This window comes from Tychonema sp. LEGE 07196, assembly GCF_963890365.1.
Classification (GTDB): Bacteria; Cyanobacteriota; Cyanobacteriia; order Cyanobacteriales; family Microcoleaceae; genus Microcoleus.
Window position 1 is genome coordinate 1 of record NZ_CAWPRX010000070.1, and the last position, 16,724, is coordinate 16,724.

Sequence of the window (16,724 nt, forward strand, 5' to 3'; positions counted from 1 at the left end):
TTCTGCTGTTCTTCTGGGGTCATGCTTTCCTTGGATTATGGTAATTTATTTGCTTTCTATTATGCCATCAACTTAGCCAGACAATTGTCTGAGTATTTATACTGATTGCCAAAGTGGGATGCTCCCCATCATCATGGATGGGTAGTGAGACATCAAGTCATGGAAAACAAACTCAAAAGTGAAGTCGAAGTCGTCCAAGAGCTAGTTCAAGAACTCTCCGGTAAAAAAGTAGTAATTACCCTCGATGCACTACACTGTCAAAAAAAACGCTAGCCTTAATTATTAAGAGTGGTAATGACTATATAGTTACGCTCAAAAAGAATCAATTAAATCTGTTTAAAGCAGCCAATAAATTAGTCAGTTCTACTATGGCATCTGACGAAAATGAAGTTTCTGAATCGGTACATGGACGAACCATAACTCGCCACACCAAAATTGATCCAATTCCACCTGAATTCTTGCCCCTTTGGGCGGGTGCAAAACATATAATTGTGGTCAGGAGATATGGAACTCGATGGGAGGGAAAAAAAAGTCGTCGTCATCTCGTTAATTTCGATGAAGTACACTATTATTTAAGTAGTATGGATTGGTCAGCCAGTCAATTTGCCGAGGCTATTCGTGGTCACTGGTTGATTGAAAATAGGTTGCATTGGGTTAAAGATGTGACGTTAAACGAGGATAACGATATTCGTCGTGGTGGCAATGCACCTGCTAATTGGGCAATGGTCAGGCAATTTTTAGTGTCATTGGCTCGAATGAAAGGTACTCATACTTTTCCTGAAGCTTTAAGATTAATGGCTAATCAAATAGAAGATTTGAGTGAGTTGCTTTTTGATTTATCTGGTCAAGATAAACCTGTTAAATGCCTCGCATAAAGTTGGTCAATAGCCTTCATAGCCTTGATGAAGGCCTCTCGACAATTAATCCACCCTGCTTTACAAGGGGGGGCTAGGGGGGTCGAAGAGTGTTGCACGATTTTAGAAAAATGGTATTGCTCACTTTCTGAAAGCCGATCGCCCTAAACTACGCTAAATTAAAAGAAGCAATTGCCTATCAAACAGCATTGAGAAAATTATGCAGTGCGAATTGTGCGATCGACAAATGGCAGCATTAACCGCCCACCACCTCATCCCCAAACAAAACACCAAGCGGAAAAACGAAGATCCCAGCCCGACGATCGACATTTGCTCCGCTTGTCACCGCCAGATTCACACTCTCTTCGACAACAAACATCTCGCCCAAGAGCTCAACACCCTAGAAAAGCTCAAAAATGACCCCCAATTCCAGAAATTTCTCTCTTGGGTGAAGAAGCAAAAAACCGACAAACGCATTCAAGTACATGGCAAAAAAGCGCGACTGCAAAACTAGCACTCAGATATCTAGTCCCAAGGTTCGATCGTTCGGAATGTGAGTCCTTGATGAAGGACTAAATGGGGCTTGCTGAATAATCGATCGCAAACTAAGAACAGGAGCGATCGATATATTCAAGCAGAGTTAAATATAAGTTATTTCTGTATTTATACCCCCAAGTATAATGGTAGATTATCTTCGACCCAAAAACAGGCGTTGCCTCTTTTTCCAAATAGACATAAAAACACACAAATAACCCGGTTCCACCAGGAAGCATCGGTTCATTACCTAAAAGTAATTGCAATAACTGTACCAGATGTATTATCAAGTTTTGCCATCACAAGGGTTCAGACCGAATCTTCGTTTCCGCAAGTCCGAACTTTCCCTCGCTCGCATTTCTAATTCTTTCATCATAAGCGGCTTGCTTCTTTGGCGTTGCTGAATCAGGGTATGAGACGAGAAAAAATGCGAGATTGGAGCCGAAAATGATTTCTTGGATTTTGATGGGGAATTGGCACATCTCCAAATTTCAGATAATGAATTAGTAATTTAATTGAATGTCCTAGGGCGTCGGTTCAGTATTAGGAGTTGACAAAAAAAGAGAGGTATGCAGTTACCCGATCAATGAGTTCGACTCTATGCCAGGTTGAATTGACGCCACCTTAGAGATTCGAGCAATGACGTGAAGGTTATGGACAACAGCGACTCTCTGTGAGATCGAAGAGATTTTTCCGTTGTCCAAGATACCGAGGACGATCACCCTGCCAATGACCAATATGCGCTAACGAATGTTCAACAGTAGTACGCCTTCTCAAGTCGAGACGACCAGAGGCAGTAGATTGACGCGCTCGCAACTCTTGCATTAAGGCTTCATCAGGATGAATTGATACAGTCCGTCCTCTTTTACTATTTGTGCAACCAGCTCTCAGAGGACAAATTGCACATTCATTCTGAGGAAAATGAACAGTTTTCCCCGGTTCAAATGGGATACTTACCTGATTGGGACAGCTAATTAAGTGCGTATCCCAGTCAAGGAAAAAAGAATTTTTATCAAACCGTCCAGAATTTCTGACCGGCCACGCCTTGCAAAATATCTGTAATTTATCATACCGTTGTGTCACCCAATGACTGGATAAATAAGCCCGATCAATATGTAACTCAGCTAAATAAATATTTTGAAATTTTAAGTCCCGTTCGAGGTCAAGCGTCGCGCGACAGACTCGGGGGTATTGGCACGAGTCAATGCCACAGCACGAACCACACCACTCTCTAAATCTTTGAGGACGTGGCGTTTATAGCCATCTATTTTCTTAGACTTGCTTTTGGGTCCATGTCGCAGATCTGGGTCTTCAATAGAAATGCGACGATATGCGGCCACTCCTTTACTTAAACTCGGAACGCCTTGAGAGTCGAAAGTTACATTTTGAGATTCAATCAATCGGGCAACATCCATAGTCTCTTTAGCGACTTCAAACTCATCACAACCAGGCTGGTTTTGCATCCATTCCTCTACAGAACATAAGCTGTTTAGAATGATTAGTAGTGCGTTTTTACGCTCTCCTGGGTCATCCCAGTTTAAGTCTAAGGCTGTTTTTAAGCTGGAACTATTGAGAATTGTCGCACCAGCTAACTCGGCAATTTCTGCTGGCTCCCGCCCCTGTCCAGCAGCTATCACACTCACTGCTTTACGCTCATCATGACCCAATAGATTATATGTATCTTCGACTTTACCAGCTCCCCATAACGGGGAAGAATTATCGGCCGCTTTGAGTTGAGATGAGCCAAACCCACCTTTTTGGTTGGCAATTTCTACGGTGCGGTCAATTAAACGTTGGTCTAATTCTTTTTTAATTAAGCCATTTCTGAATCTAATTAAAGTCGGTTTGCTGAAAGGGGGAGTTTCACAATTAAGGCAATCGAGAACTAACTGCCAACGTTGATCCATCAGCATTTCTTCAATCACTTCATCATCAGAAATCCCTAGATAGGCTTGCAGAATAATTGCTCGCGTCAATTTGTGCCGGAGGAACTGGGCTATTACCCACGGTGCTGTCTTTAAAGATGGTAGCGAGTTCTTCTTGGAACTCATCATTAAAGATGAATAAACGGTTAAGTCGCAGAAAGGTGAATAGCTTGGCTCGTTTAATGCGTTTGATAATCAACGCTTCATGGTCTGATAGTTCAATTGGAGGATGCCATAAGGGAGGACGCATAGGTTTTTTTCTTTCTTCCTGATGGTGAGAATTTAACAGGCTCCTCAATTGACATATCATATCGGCCCGGTTTTGTCAATGTCTAATACTGTACCGATGCCCTAGTTCAGCAACGCCAGAACAGAGTATTCAGGACAGCTTGGGTAAGTTTAACACAACCACACATCCGCCCCATCGTCAGAGGCAAAGCCGGGAAATCCGTTGAATTTGGGGCAAAACTGTCAGCTAGTTGTCGTAACGGCTACGTATTTTTAGACCGGATTAGTTGGGATAATCTTAACGAATCTGGAGACTTAAAAACACTCTTTAGAAGAGTTTAAACGGTTCACGGGATGCTATCCCGAATCAATTCATGTATATCGGATATATCGAAAGCAGTCAAATCGAGCTTGATGCCAAGAAAAAGGGATTAGAATGAGTGGGGTTTCTCTAGGACTACCCACAAAATTTTAGCAAGTCAAAGAAAAAACAAGCTTTAGAAGAGGAGAGAATTCGTAACTCAATTTCTCAGAAAATTTGGAGAAGCGAAAAAAAGATTTAGCCTCGGTAGAGTCAGGGCTAAACTTTCTAATACTTCTGAAACAAGCATCGCTATAACTTTTATGGTGATGAATCTTTCTGCCCTGAAGAAGGCAGGCTTTGTGGCTATTTTTATGTCTATTTCACAACAAAAACCTTTTGTAATATTTTCTGCCTTTGAATATAAAATAAAACTCTACAATATTCAAAATAATTAAATACAATCTATTAAGTTAAGGCGCTCAGGAATTCAGTCATCTTTCTAAAGGCTGTTTTCTGAGTTTTTCAGCAAGACCTACATATCATGGCTTTAATATTTAGGTTTTTGGTTATTAGTTTTGTGACGGAGTAGGGGATTTGAGAGCAGTCAAGCTGCTGATTTTGTTTCAGGCAAAGACTTGACATCTTCGGGTAAATGTGCATTAGCGATCGCCAGCACAGACTCATCGTCCCTTTGTTCGCCGTCAATGGGAAGCTGGCAAGAAATTAGTTCTGTGACAATCCGATCGCCCAGAGCATCTTCCCAATCCTGCAACTGCTCTCTGGCTGCGATCGGGGAATTGACAGCAACATCTACGCCCATTTGGTGCAGGTTAAGGCTGTGAGTGGTCGATCGGCGGTTGACAAACTCCACCAACCAAACGCTCAACCCGACTGCAGCCATCAAAGGCAAGACAATGCGGTAATCGCGGGTTAATTCAAACATCAACAAAATGGCTGTCAGAGGTGCTTTGGCGCTGCCGGCAAGGATCGCGGCCATGCCCACCATTGCATAGGCAGCAGGGCCTGCAACTCGATCGCTCAAGGCCGGGATCATTTCCAAAAAGATGCCGTAAGCCGAACCCAGACAAGCTCCCAAAAACATCGCCGGAGCGAATATCCCCCCTACCAAACCGCTGCCGAGGCTGATTGCTGTCACCCCCAGTTTGACGAATAGCAGCAACAACAACAAAGGTAAGGAAAATTTCACATCTTGCAGCATGGCTTCAACTGTTTCGTAGCCTACGCCCAAAACTTGAGGAAATTGCAGGGCGACTAAACCAACAATCGCACCGCCGAGGATCGGATGAAACGGGCGGGGCAGTCGTCCGAGCCAACCAAATCCTCGGATTTTTCCTTGAAAACAGCGATCGGTCAATTGAATTGCTTCTGTATAAGCTAGGGACACACAGCTCGCCAAAAGCCCCAATCCCATGTATAGCGGCAGTTCTAGGGGGCTGCGGACATCGTAGACAGGCAAAGCAAAGGCCGGCTGAGCTCCCAAACAAATTTGAGCGATCAGCGCCGAAACAACGGCGGAGAGCAAGACAACGCTGACTGACGAAGTTGCGAAGGTACTGCCGAGCACGACTTCTAGGGCAAAAAAGACTCCGGCGATGGGAGAGTTAAACCCGGCGGATAAACCTGCTGCTGCTCCCGCGCCGAGGAGCAAGCGCTGCCGTTCTGGGGATAGCTGCAAGGCTTGAGCTAGCAGCATTCCGAAGTTGGCGCCGATTTCGACGCTGGGGGCTTCCGGGCCGAGGGATGCGCCGGTGCCGAGGGATACTGAGGCGGCCACCATTTTGGTGATGGGTTTGAGGGGGGAGAGTTCTTGCAGCCCGCGGGTGGCTGCAATTAACGATGACATATTCGGGCCAAAATCCCGAAACCGCCAGCGCATCAGCCCGATGACGACTCCGCCTAGGGTGGGAATGCAGGCTAGCGTCCAAGGGCCTTTCGAGGCGATCGCCCCCATGAAGTCTTCCAGCATCACGCTGTGGATGAAGTGGATGAGATAGTGAAAGGTGACAACGCCCGCGCCCGTAACTCCTCCGATGACTAGGGAGAGGATCAGCAGGAGGGTTTCGGGGCTGGGGTGCAGGCGGGTGAACAACGGGCTGAGGCGGGAGGCTTCGGGAGTTTCTGCGGTTGGCTCAGGTGGCGGCAGATCCACAGGGGGGGTGGCTGTCATTGAACGGTTAATTCTTCTGTGAGAAGTTAGATAAATATTACATTTTATTTCTTATTTTCATTTTGAGTGATTTTAGGGGAATTGACAACTTAATTAAGGCGTATTTTACGGTAGATTTTGGCGGCCAGTGGCTGGGGTGGAACGACCGATTCTGAGAGTCAGCAAATTGGGCGCGATCGAATTCTCAGTTACATTAAAACTTAGATAGATTCTGGCGATAATAATGCTCATTAACTATATTTACAGTGTTGGCGCGATCGGGCGATCGCATCCATGAACTTGTAAAATCGTATAATTCAGTGAAATACAACATTCCGATTGAAGAATTGGCGGTGCGAGATTCTACCTTAAAACCATAAATCTCAAAGCTCAAATCGATCGCGCGCCACATCATATCTGTTGTTTATCCGGCGGAATTCTTGGTCTAGCTTTGGCGATCGACATTAACGGATCGCCAATGGTGGCGACTTTCCAGGGAGGGGATTCTAGCTGGCGGGCTGCCATTAAAAAGGGTGCACCTCGTGTTAGGCGATCGACCATTATTTTAGGTGGAAGAAATGCAGCCAAAAAAGGTTCGTTGACGCTACCAATATAGGCGTAAGCGCCATTTTGCAACCACCTACCAGCAACGGTATTTACATCATCTGGAGCTGATGCTGACCAACTGTGAATCATGTGGATTGCTGCGGGAAATTGCAGCTTTGGTATGTCGTCAACTGCCGCGTCGCCGTTACCGACTTGAAATGATTTTGGATAGCCTTTGGAATTCATCAATATTAAGTCAAAGGCCCACGGTATTGCTGCTAAACTCCGCCACTTTTCCAAGCTCGCTTCTGGTTGTTGCACTAATTCTACGTTAATGCCTATGCTGTTTAGTTTGTTAGATGCTTCTTCCATTCCATATTTTCCCCAGTTTCCTTCTGTGGGGTAGCTATTATAAAGCATAGCTGTTTGACTATCAAGAAATATGGCACACATGGCTTGATAGATCGATCGTACTTCGGAGCCGTAAATCCAGCCTGCAGCGGCCCACCGTTCGCCGTTGGGATGCCTTCCTAAACCGTCGGTAACAGCCCATTGTTCGTCTTTGTTTTTGGGGGATTGATATTTTACTGCTAGTTGGCGTACAATGGTAATTGTGTCGATCGGATCTCCGAGTTGAGAGTAAAAATATCCAGTGGATTCGACGGCTTTTGTAACCGCTGCTTGCAGATTTTTCCACTGTGTATCATTGAGGTTATCGTTGGGTTTTCCGAAGTTACCTTCGAGAAATACTAAAGGTTCGCCGCGGGCTGCTGCTAAGGCAACTGCTGCTGTACGTGCGGGGTCGTTTTCTGATGTGATTACTACTCCTGGAGGTTCCCAGCCCAGCTCAGTCCATTTTGCTTTTAAGGTTTGAGTATCCGTGGCATTCCAGGCTGCTGCTGCGCTGTTGAGCATTAATTGTTGGAGTTTTTGATTTTTTGGGAGTTGCTGTTTGATGCTCGGCAAACGGATGATTTCTTCGGGTTGGAAGCGCTGTACAAACATCGGCGCGTATTTTTTGTCTTCGATGAGAATGGGCCAGTTTCCTTTGAGATTCCACTTTTGGATTGCTGCTAAGAATGTGGCTTCGTCTGGTACTAAAACTATGCGATTAACTGTTGGGATGTTTTCGCGGAGGATGTTGACTCGGAGGCCTGTTTGGACTGGCCAGGGTTCTTGTTTGGCTGAGTCGGGAAGTTTAAAGGATTTTGTTGCACTAAAAAAGCTACATCCATTAATTGTTGTTAAAAACGAGCATATAAATAGGATTAATGCTAGCATTTTAATGTGTAACTTTTTGCGATTTTTCATGTTTTTTTACCGCAGATTGAAGCAGATTGAAGCGGATCGACGCAGAGGTCGATGGGTTCTGTTAATAAATGCCCGGAATTAGTTTTTTGACTCGCTGGCGGTATTCTGAATAGTCGGGATATTTTTCACTCAACCAAGTTTCTTCGCGGTTGGCTTTGATATCAAAAAATATGAGGAAAATTGCGGTGGCTATTAAATGAGATAAGCTGATTTGAAAGATTGTCCAGCCGAAAGCTGCTAAAATTAAACCGCTGTATAACGGATGCCGCACAATTCCGTAAATTCCTGTTTGGACTAATTCTCCATCTTCTCTGGGATAGGGTAAAGGTGTGAGGTTTTTTCCCAAGTCTATCAATCCTTTGACGATTAAAATTAATGCACCTAAACCTAGAATACTTGCTAGAATCCAGGTAAAATAAAGTAATTGAGTTGATGCAATTTTGAATCCCGGCAGTTGATAAACTGGTAAAATGGCAAATCCTGCTAGTAATGCTCCTTGCAGTAATACTAAATATTCGCCGCGGCTGTTGTGACGCAAGCTTTCGCGGGTGAAACCCCAGTCAGTTAAAATTTTCATAGTTGAAGTCCTTAGTCATTAGTCATTAGTCATTAGTCATTAGTCATTAGTCATTAGTCATTAGTCATTAGTCATCAGTCATCAGTTATTGGTTGTTGGTTGTTGGTTGTTGGTTATTTGTTGTTTGTTATTGGTTATTGGTAACAACTGACAACTGACAACTGACAACGTCATCAGGAAGAAGGAAGAAGTCCGAGGGAAGTAAGCTGTTGCGGCATTTAAACTGTATGTCAAAAAACAATCTTCACAATGCGTGGGGAGTAGGGGTTGGGCACGAGAGCCCGCCCTGAATATGCAATCAAAATGCGCTACAGCTTAAAACCCAACCTACGGCGAAAAGTCAACAGTCAACAGTCAACAGTCAACAATTAACAATTAACAGTCAACAGTCAACAATTAACAATTAACAATTAACAGTCAACAATTAACAAATTTATTCTAGCCAAGGACGTGTCATTAGCTCTAGTTGGTTGACTTCATCTTGGCTTAAAGTCCAACCTAATGCGCCTGCGTTTTCTTCGGCTTGTTTTGCGGTTTTAGCGCCGGGAATGGGGATGACTCCGTTTTGGCATATCAACCAGTTTAGGGCTACTTGGGCGGGGGTTCGAGAGCGCTTTTTGCCCATTTTCCGCAGGGTGGACATGACTAATTCGATTTTTTCGATGCCTGTTTTGCTGAAGCGGGAATCCAGTTTGCGGGCTCCTGCCGGTTGTTCTTCGGCGGTGTATTTGCCGGTGAGCAATCCTTGGGCTAAGGGGCTGTAGGCTAAAATTGTTACTCCCAATTCCGAGGCGGTACTGACAATTTTTTGTTTTTCTACTTGCCGCGACAGCAATGAATAACGGACTTGATTTGTTGCTAGGGGTACGCCTCTTGCTGCGAGTATTTTGTGGGCTTCTCGCATTTGTTCTGCTGAATAGTTGCTGACTCCTACTGCTTGAATTCTGCCTTTTTTTACTTCGTCTGCTAAGGCGTTCATTAGGCTTTCTTGACTGAGTAAAAAAGTGAAGGGCCAGTGGACTTGGTAGAGGGTTATTTGTTCTACTTGCAAGCGTTTTAAGCTGGCACTCAAAGCGTCGGAAACGGATTTTCCGGTAATCCGCCAAGGTACGGGGCCGAATTTGGTGGCTATTTGGACGGGTTGGCTGGTTTTTTTGATAAACTGCCCCAGCAATTCTTCTGACAAGCCGTTACCGTAGACTTCGGCTGTGTCGAAAAAGTTGACTCCTGCGTCTAGGGCTGTTTTGAATGCTGCTTCTACTTCGGTGGCGCCGTAGTTGCTACCGTAGTTCCAAAATAGTTTGTCGCCCCAAGCCCAAGTTCCGACGCACAGGGGAATGACGGCTGGGCCGTTTTGTCCTAGGGTAATGGTTGTCACGGTTGGTAAATCCACAGTTATTGATTCTCTTTATTTTTATATGAATTTATACGAATAATCGCATTTGAGCTTCGGGCTTTGGGAGGAAAGGCGGCTGTATCTCAGTTACTATAAATGAGTCATGCTGTATTTATTTTAATAGTTATGTCGATCGACCGTTTGCCAGATTCTAGATTAACAGATTCCGCGACTGTTACCCCAAAGCGGGTTAATTTGCTGACTATGTTCCGGCTGGGTTTGTTTCAGATGGGGCTGGGCATGATGTCGATTTTGACGCTGGGGGTGCTCAATCGCGTGATGATTAAGGAGTTGGCGATTCCGGCTACTGTGGTGGCGGGTACTCTGGCGATGCACCAGTTTGTCGCTCCGGCTAGGGTGTGGTTCGGGCAAATGTCTGATGCTAAGCCTTTGTTCGGGCATCACCGCACGGGTTACGTGTGGCTGGGAGGGCTGTTGTTTGTAATTTCGGCTTTTTTGGCGGTGCAGGTGATGTGGTGCTTGGGCGACAGTTTGGAGGCTGTGGGATGGACGACTCCGACTTACGGTTGGGTGGGTTTGTTGGGTTTGGTTTTTGCAGTTTACGGTATCGCGATTTGTTCGAGTTCGACTCCTTTTGCTGCTTTGTTGGTGGATGTTTCCGATGAGGAAGACCGATCGAAGTTGATTGGTGTTGTATGGTCGATGCTGATGGTTGGTATCATTATCGGGGCGATTGTCAGCAGCGGTTTGCTGAAGCAAATTGATGGGGATGTGCCGCGGGAAGTGTTGCAGGCTTCGATTAACGGTTTGTTTGTGAAAGTGCCGGCAGTTGTTTTGCTGTTGGTGGCGGTTGCAACTTTTGGGGTTGAGAAAAAGTATTCGCGGTACGGGGTGCGATCGAGCGCAGTGAATCGAGAAGATAAAATTACTCTGGGAAGTGCGCTGCGGATTTTGACTGCTAGCCGTCAAACCGGTTTGTTTTTTACTTTCCTGCTGATTATGACAATTTGCTTGTTTATGCAGGATGCGGTTTTGGAACCTTACGGCGGGGAAATTTTTAAGATGCCGATTTCGGAAACTACGCGGTTGAATGCTATTTATGGTACTGGTGTGCTTTTTGGTTTGAGTGCTACTGGTTTTTTAATTGTGCCGCGCATCGGCAAGCAAAATACGATTAGGTTGGGTTGTTTGTCGGTGGCTGCTTGTTTTTGCTTGATTATTTTATCGGGATTTACTGGTAATCCAATTGTGTTTAAGTCGGCTTTGATGTGCTTCGGTTTAGCTTCGGGAGTTACGACGACTGGTGCGCTAAGTTTGATGTTGGATTTGACTGCTGCAGAAACGGCGGGGACTTTTATTGGCGCTTGGGGTTTGTCGCAGGCGATGGCGCGGGGTGTGGCGACTGTTAGCGGCGGTGCTATTTTGGATTTTGGCAGGAGTTTGTTTGGGGTGCCGATGTTGGCTTACGGGTTAGTGTTTGCTGTGCCGGCGGTGGGTATGATTCTGGCTGTTTGGCTGTTGGGTAGGGTGGATGTGCGGGAGTTTCAGGATAATGCTAAAAGTGCGATCGCCACTATTCTTGAAAATGAATTAGACTGATATTTTGTCAGTTGGCAGTTGCCCGTTGTTAGTTGAAATAACCAATAACCAATAACCAATAACCAATAACTAATGAATGATTTTTGGAACTCTATTTTAACTTTTTCTCAAACTACTGTCAGGACAATCGGACAGCAGTTTTTGAAAGATTTCGGCTATGCACAAGCGGATGAGAAAGATGATGGCACTTTGGTTACGCAATCTGACAATTGGGCGGATGCGGAAATTAGAAGGGCGATCGCAATTGCGTTTCCCAGCCACGGGATTTTGAGCGAGGAAGGGGAACACGTTTTCCCCGATACTGAATGGTGTTGGGTTGTCGATCCTTTGGATGCTACGACTAATTTTGCTCGCGGAATTCCAATTTGGGGGATTTCTTTAGGTTTATTGTATCGCGGAACTCCGGTTTTTGGCTGCGTGCATTTGCCGCCGCTGAATCAAACTTTTCACGGTTTTTATGCAGAGGATTTGGCGGGCAATGATATATTGACAAATATGCCTCAAGGTGCGTTTTTAAACGATCGCCCAATTCACCCTAGTCCTGATAAAATGAGCGGAAATCATATTTTTAATTTGTGTTCTCGCAGTGTGGGAATTGGGCCTCATCTTCCGAGTAAAATTCGGATGTTGGGGATGGCTAGTTACAATTTTTTGATGGTGGCTTCGGGTGTGGCTATGGGAGGCGTAGAAGCGACTCCGAAAATTTGGGATATTGCCGGGAGTTGGGTAATTGTGAAGGCTGCGGGTGCGGTTTGGTTGCCGCTGGAGTCCCAGGCGATTTTTCCGTTGGAAGTGGGGAAGAATTACGGGAGGGTTTCTTATCCGACTTTGGTAATGAACCGGCAGGAGTTAGTGTCGGTATTTTTGCCGTTTGTGGAAGCTTGGAAGAAAAAGAAAATGGGCTGATATTAATGTAGCCTCGAACCTGTTTTATCCTAGTGTAGGGATGCCCAATCGGACAATTTTAAATAAAACTGCATGGCAGGTGTGACGGAGGAGTCTCCCACGCCTGCCGTGCGGTTTGTAACAAGTATAACCGACCGATGACCGATGGTTAAATTATGCTTGCTTTTGTGCATTTCTGCCAATGTGCGATCGGGTGGTTTTCTTTAGGTCGATCGGGTGATGCGGTAGTGGTAAAATTTGTGGTAATCTTTCTGCGAGTTCAGGGATTCGTCAGACGGATGATTTTCTAAGTGCGATGCTAAAGCGCGGCTGCTGGTTTTTGCTAGCGCTGCTTATTCAATTGTCAGTAATACAGGTGCTGAGTTTGGATTTCCGGTGAATGTCATGTTAATTTTGGGGTGATAATCACCAGCAATCAACTATAGCCTTTCAAGCGAAAGATGAGGTACTATCCGGGATACGATAGGGCATAGGGAATAGGGCATGAGGCTCTCCTCACTTTTTTGATAACCGCTATATAATTGTAGCAATTTTTAGGACGCGATTCGCGATCGGGATAGCCCAGATGCACGTACTTTATACAGCAAGTAAAATAACAAAGATTAGGATTGGGACACAACATTGTTATGTCCCTACCGCCAAATCAATTTATCGCCTTATGCGATTAATTTAGACAGGATATTCGACAATTTAGCACCGAGATTTTCCACAGATTCCTGCTGTTGGGCATCTTTCATCGTACCGTCATCATTAAACGCTTCAAAAGCTTTGGGAATTGCTTTCTGATCCGGGAGGACAAACACGCCAATATTCCCCAGGATAGAGCGCAAATGAACCAATCCCCGCAAACCGCCCAATCCGCCAGTAGAAGCACTCATAATCACCGCTACTTTGTCAGTAAATGCCACCAATCCCGGTTCGCCCGTTGCTGGGCGCGACACCCAGTCGATCGCATTTTTCAACACAGGCGTAACCGAACTGTTATACTCAGGGGAAGCTATCAAAAACCCGTGATGTGCTATCATCAATTCCTTCAACTTCAGGGCATTTTCTGGCATTCCCTCTTTTGCTTCCAAATCTTCATCAAATATCGGCATCGGCAAATCGCGCAAATCTACATAAGTAACTTCTGCACCCGCCGCCCTAGCCCCAGCCGCAGCAACTTTTACCAGCAGTTTGTTGTAGGATGCTTCGCGGGTACTTCCGGCAAATGCCAGTATTTTTGGTCTGTTTGTCATTGATTTTTAGGGATAATTGCTTCCGAGTCAAATTTTACTACTCTTGGTGCTGCCAAACAAAGTCAGCAATGGATTTTTCTGCCGACAAAGTAGGATTTTCACTGGAATTGAATACAACGGATCGCGTTTTTACCTTCCCGACTCCCAAACGCCTCTCGACACGGCTGGGAATGCCGTAACCGTAAATAATATGCCCTTTCCCCGCCAACACTACAACTTGATAGTCGGGGTTAGCTTTGACAAAGTTAGCTATACTTTCGGCCATAGTTTCATCCCACAAAACTTGGGCTTGCAAAAATCTTTCAAAAGCCGTACTATTTCCCTTTCCAGCTTTTTGATGCTGTTGGAAAACTTCTAGCAGCATTTGCCGGTATTCGGCGTTGTCGGTGCGAATTTCGGATGTTGGCGGAATGTATTTTTTGTCTTCTGCTGTGAGGCTTTCTAAACCTTGACTGGCAACTTTTCTCGTGACTTCCGAGGGTGTATTTAAGGCGAGCACAGGTAGTTGATTTTCTTTGGCAAACCGTAAAATTGGGGCGTAATATTCCCAGGGAAAACGCCACCTGCGATCGTACTCTGTTTGCTCGACTAATTGCTCTTCTGTGATTTTACCAGCTAAGTAGTTGTCGATCGCACTTTGGAACGGACGCTGAAACATTTCAAGGGCTATGGCAATTTTCCGATTTTGCCGCTGCATTTCTCGAATAATTTTCAGTTGAGCTTGGTGGTCTGCCTCGCTATCGTGGGTTTCTCCCAGATACACAATTTTCGCCTTCACCAACTGTTGCAGAATCTCTTGGTTAGTGTAAGTTTGCGGAGGTTGAGGCTTCACAGTCGGTTCTGCTGTCGCTATCACATTGCTGCACAGCAGGAAAATGCTCAGCGATAAGGCGCACAGTTTGATGAGTTTGGTTGTTTTCATAGAAATATTATGCCTGTTTCTCGCAGCAGCAACCACAGCCGAACTCTAGGATTTTAGATGAGCAGCTAGAAAGCTCAATGCTTAATTTAACTTCACAATTATCCGCAATTATCTACGCCCCTAGAGGGTTGTCTTCCCTCTTCCTGATGACTGATGACTAACGACTAATGACTAACGACTAACGACTAATGACTAACGACTAATGACTAATGACTTCTTTTGTAAAGTTTAGTTGCAGGTGCTTGCGCTTCTCAAAAAAGGTGGTAAATTAAAAATATGAAGCGAACAAAAAGCTTCTCTGACAGATACCACATCCAGATACCGCAGCGAAGTTCACAATAGAATCTAAGGAGTAAAACGCTGTTTAATCTCACATCTGTCTCATTAAAAACCAATAGCAGCACCCACCAACAAAGCTGATACTTCCTCAACTAATTAGAAGGGAGAAATGCAAGTTAATCCGAGGATTATTGCAGCTCCGAATCAAAGTTGAAAAAGAGGAAATCACTCGGTATGTATGGCTGGGTGCTGTTGTTGTTAAAGTTGTTAAAACAGAATTTTCGACACTTACTGAAAAATTGTCTCGTCTTCCTTTCGCCACGCAGGATCTACGATACAAATAAATATTAGCGGTTCTTGGCCGCAGTTGTAAATAAACTGCTTGGCGTTTGGCGGAATGTAAACTGCATCTCCGACTTGCACCAATTGAGTCTCATCATCGATGTGCATTTCCCCAACGCCGCTGAGGATGTAGTAAACTTCAGAAGTTGTCAGGGAGTGCAGCGCAGAAGTTTGTCCCGGCGGCAAAACGGCGTGGGCTAAACTGTAACGCAAATCCACAGCTTGTTTGTCTGGATGCAGTAATTCTCGCAGTTGAGTACCGTCGCCAGCAATAAACTCGTCACAGTCATTTAGCTTTTGAATTAGCATTCTTTCCACACTCCTGAAAATTTCTTTACCACAAGTTAAGTTTAATTGAAAAAGCGAGAGATGTTAAGAAATATGTAAAGCGGCGGCCGGGTTTTTTAACCGTAAGTTCCCGAATGCGATCGATAATCAGGACAGTCGATCGCATCTTCAGATAAAGCTATGGTAGGCTGAACGGGACACTTGAGGTGGTAGTCGCCGGTAAAAAATACGCAGTTAGCGCAAGGAATTTGGTGCATCCGCCCAGCTCGGCGCACAGAGTCGGCGACAGCGCCCCCGATACTCGAACACAGCAAAAAAACTAAACCCCAAGCGGAGACAAAACACAGCGGAACTAAAACAGGCTGTATTGCCTGAAGCAAAAAGTAAAGCATAGCCAGAAAATTTAGCAGTACAAAGCGGGCTATAGATTACAGTAATGGAATTAACCGCCGATCGACCAAAAAGTTTAGAATCATTTACAGTGCGATCGAGAAACCCAGCAATTATGGGATGATAGAGAACCGCCGTTAAATAAAATTAGAGGAAATCAGTTATGTCACTGCGATTAGGCGATACAGTTCCCAACTTTACCCAAGCCTCGTCTGAAGGGGAAATCAATTTCTACGACTGGGCCGGCGATAGTTGGGTGGTGTTGTTTTCACACCCGAAAGACTACACCCCAGTGTGCACCACCGAACTCGGCGCAGTCGCCCGTCTCAAGTCGGAATTTGACAAGCGCGGCGTGAAAACCATCGCCCTCAGCGTCGATGATGTAGATTCTCACATGGGTTGGATCAAAGATATTGAGGAAACTCAAAATGTCACCCTCAATTATCCGATTTTAGCAGATGGCGATCGTAAAGTTTCCGACATTTACGACATGATCCATCCCAACTCCCTCAACAACTTAACAATCCGCACCGTTTTTGTAATTGACCCGGAAAAGAAACTGCGTTTGAGCATTACCTATCCGGCGAGCACCGGTCGGAATTTTGGTGAAATTCTGCGAGTAATTGACTCCTTGCAACTTACGGACAAATACAGCGTTGCGACTCCAGTTGATTGGAAAGACGGCGACGACTGCGTAATTGTACCTTCAATTACCGACCCGAAAGAGTTGGCAGAGAAATTTCCTAAAGGCTACACGCCAGTCAAGCCTTATTTGCGGATGACTCCTCAACCGAATAAATAAGTTTGATTTACAAACAAGTTTGTAGTCAGGACTTGAGTCCAGGACTTACGCATTAAGGACAAAGAAACCGGGTTTTTTACCGAATTTGTGGGCGAGTGCGAAATATTTTCGTAAAAAAACCCGGTTTCTGAGTACCCGTGCGTCAGGACTTCAGT

14 protein-coding genes and 4 pseudogenes are annotated in these 16,724 nt (G+C 45.1%); 6 read left to right on the forward strand and 12 right to left on the reverse strand.

From position 1 onward, the window contains the following. Positions 1 to 302: 302 nt before the first annotated feature. Both AACV78_RS08770 and AACV78_RS08775 read left to right on the forward strand, forming a co-directional pair. On the forward strand, positions 303 to 875 hold the full coding sequence (locus AACV78_RS08770; protein ID WP_339383543.1) for an ISAs1 family transposase: 573 nt from the start codon (positions 303 to 305) through the stop codon (positions 873 to 875). A 199-nt stretch (positions 876 to 1,074) separates the two neighbouring features. Beyond that, positions 1,075 to 1,368 carry an HNH endonuclease gene (locus AACV78_RS08775; protein WP_194010852.1) on the forward strand — a complete coding sequence of 98 codons (294 nt, stop codon included), beginning with the start codon at positions 1,075 to 1,077 and terminating at the stop codon, positions 1,366 to 1,368. A gap of 91 nt (positions 1,369 to 1,459) precedes the next feature. Here AACV78_RS08775 and AACV78_RS08780 read toward each other — a convergent pair. The 3 pseudogenes from AACV78_RS08780 to AACV78_RS08790 all read right to left on the reverse strand — a co-directional run. Further along, positions 1,460 to 1,792: pseudogene (locus AACV78_RS08780) on the reverse strand (transposase); the annotation flags it as partial. 1 nt (position 1,793) lies between these two features. Next, positions 1,794 to 1,916: pseudogene (locus AACV78_RS08785) on the reverse strand (IS1 family transposase); the annotation flags it as partial. A 47-nt stretch (positions 1,917 to 1,963) separates the two neighbouring features. Beyond that, a pseudogene (locus AACV78_RS08790) lies at positions 1,964 to 3,563 on the reverse strand (transposase). Positions 3,564 to 3,706: 143 nt separating this feature from the next. On the opposite strand from AACV78_RS08790, the pseudogene AACV78_RS08795 reads away from it, so the two are divergent. Next, positions 3,707 to 4,247: pseudogene (locus AACV78_RS08795) on the forward strand (transposase); the annotation flags it as partial. A 202-nt stretch (positions 4,248 to 4,449) separates the two neighbouring features. On the opposite strand, the gene AACV78_RS08800 reads toward AACV78_RS08795, so the two are convergent. From AACV78_RS08800 to AACV78_RS08820, 5 genes are all read right to left on the reverse strand, one after another. Further along, entirely contained in the window at positions 4,450 to 6,033 is a 1,584-nt protein-coding gene (locus AACV78_RS08800) for a chloride channel protein (RefSeq protein WP_194010851.1), read from the reverse strand. Between the two features lie 105 nt (positions 6,034 to 6,138). Beyond that, on the reverse strand, positions 6,139 to 6,264 hold the full coding sequence (locus AACV78_RS08805) for a hypothetical protein (RefSeq protein WP_255512977.1): 126 nt from the start codon (positions 6,262 to 6,264) through the stop codon (positions 6,139 to 6,141). A gap of 159 nt (positions 6,265 to 6,423) precedes the next feature. After that, positions 6,424 to 7,869 (reverse strand): hypothetical protein, encoded by a 1,446-nt coding sequence (locus tag AACV78_RS08810; RefSeq protein WP_228042132.1) that lies wholly within the window; start codon positions 7,867 to 7,869, stop codon positions 6,424 to 6,426. 61 nt (positions 7,870 to 7,930) lie between these two features. Then, on the reverse strand, positions 7,931 to 8,446 hold the full coding sequence (locus AACV78_RS08815; protein ID WP_194010850.1) for a methyltransferase family protein: 516 nt from the start codon (positions 8,444 to 8,446) through the stop codon (positions 7,931 to 7,933). Between the two features lie 433 nt (positions 8,447 to 8,879). Further along, on the reverse strand, positions 8,880 to 9,824 hold the full coding sequence (locus AACV78_RS08820; protein WP_194010855.1) for an aldo/keto reductase: 945 nt from the start codon (positions 9,822 to 9,824) through the stop codon (positions 8,880 to 8,882). A gap of 144 nt (positions 9,825 to 9,968) precedes the next feature. Between AACV78_RS08820 and AACV78_RS08825 the strand changes: the two genes are divergently transcribed. Together AACV78_RS08825 and AACV78_RS08830 are read left to right on the forward strand one after the other, a co-directional pair. Next, the gene (locus AACV78_RS08825; protein ID WP_194010854.1) at positions 9,969 to 11,402 is read left to right on the forward strand and encodes a BCD family MFS transporter; all 1,434 of its coding nucleotides are present in this window, start codon (positions 9,969 to 9,971) and stop codon (positions 11,400 to 11,402) included. Positions 11,403 to 11,474: 72 nt separating this feature from the next. Then, the gene (locus AACV78_RS08830) at positions 11,475 to 12,308 is read left to right on the forward strand and encodes an inositol monophosphatase family protein (protein WP_194010849.1); all 834 of its coding nucleotides are present in this window, start codon (positions 11,475 to 11,477) and stop codon (positions 12,306 to 12,308) included. A gap of 656 nt (positions 12,309 to 12,964) precedes the next feature. On the opposite strand, the gene AACV78_RS08835 is transcribed toward AACV78_RS08830, so the two are convergent. The 4 genes from AACV78_RS08835 to AACV78_RS08850 form a co-directional block, all read right to left on the reverse strand. Beyond that, positions 12,965 to 13,546 carry an NADPH-dependent FMN reductase gene (locus AACV78_RS08835; protein ID WP_194010848.1) on the reverse strand — a complete coding sequence of 194 codons (582 nt, stop codon included), beginning with the start codon at positions 13,544 to 13,546 and terminating at the stop codon, positions 12,965 to 12,967. A gap of 37 nt (positions 13,547 to 13,583) precedes the next feature. Next, the gene (locus AACV78_RS08840) at positions 13,584 to 14,468 is read right to left on the reverse strand and encodes a ChaN family lipoprotein (protein WP_194010847.1); all 885 of its coding nucleotides are present in this window, start codon (positions 14,466 to 14,468) and stop codon (positions 13,584 to 13,586) included. Between the two features lie 567 nt (positions 14,469 to 15,035). Beyond that, positions 15,036 to 15,398 (reverse strand): cupin domain-containing protein, encoded by a 363-nt coding sequence (locus tag AACV78_RS08845; protein WP_194010846.1) that lies wholly within the window; start codon positions 15,396 to 15,398, stop codon positions 15,036 to 15,038. 95 nt (positions 15,399 to 15,493) lie between these two features. Continuing rightward, the gene (locus AACV78_RS08850) at positions 15,494 to 15,769 is read right to left on the reverse strand and encodes a hypothetical protein (RefSeq protein ID WP_194010845.1); all 276 of its coding nucleotides are present in this window, start codon (positions 15,767 to 15,769) and stop codon (positions 15,494 to 15,496) included. Positions 15,770 to 15,930: 161 nt separating this feature from the next. Here AACV78_RS08850 and AACV78_RS08855 point away from each other — a divergent pair, with 161 nt between their 5' ends. Continuing rightward, entirely contained in the window at positions 15,931 to 16,569 is a 639-nt protein-coding gene (locus AACV78_RS08855) for a peroxiredoxin (protein ID WP_194010844.1), read from the forward strand. The last annotated feature ends 155 nt before the right edge of the window (positions 16,570 to 16,724 follow it).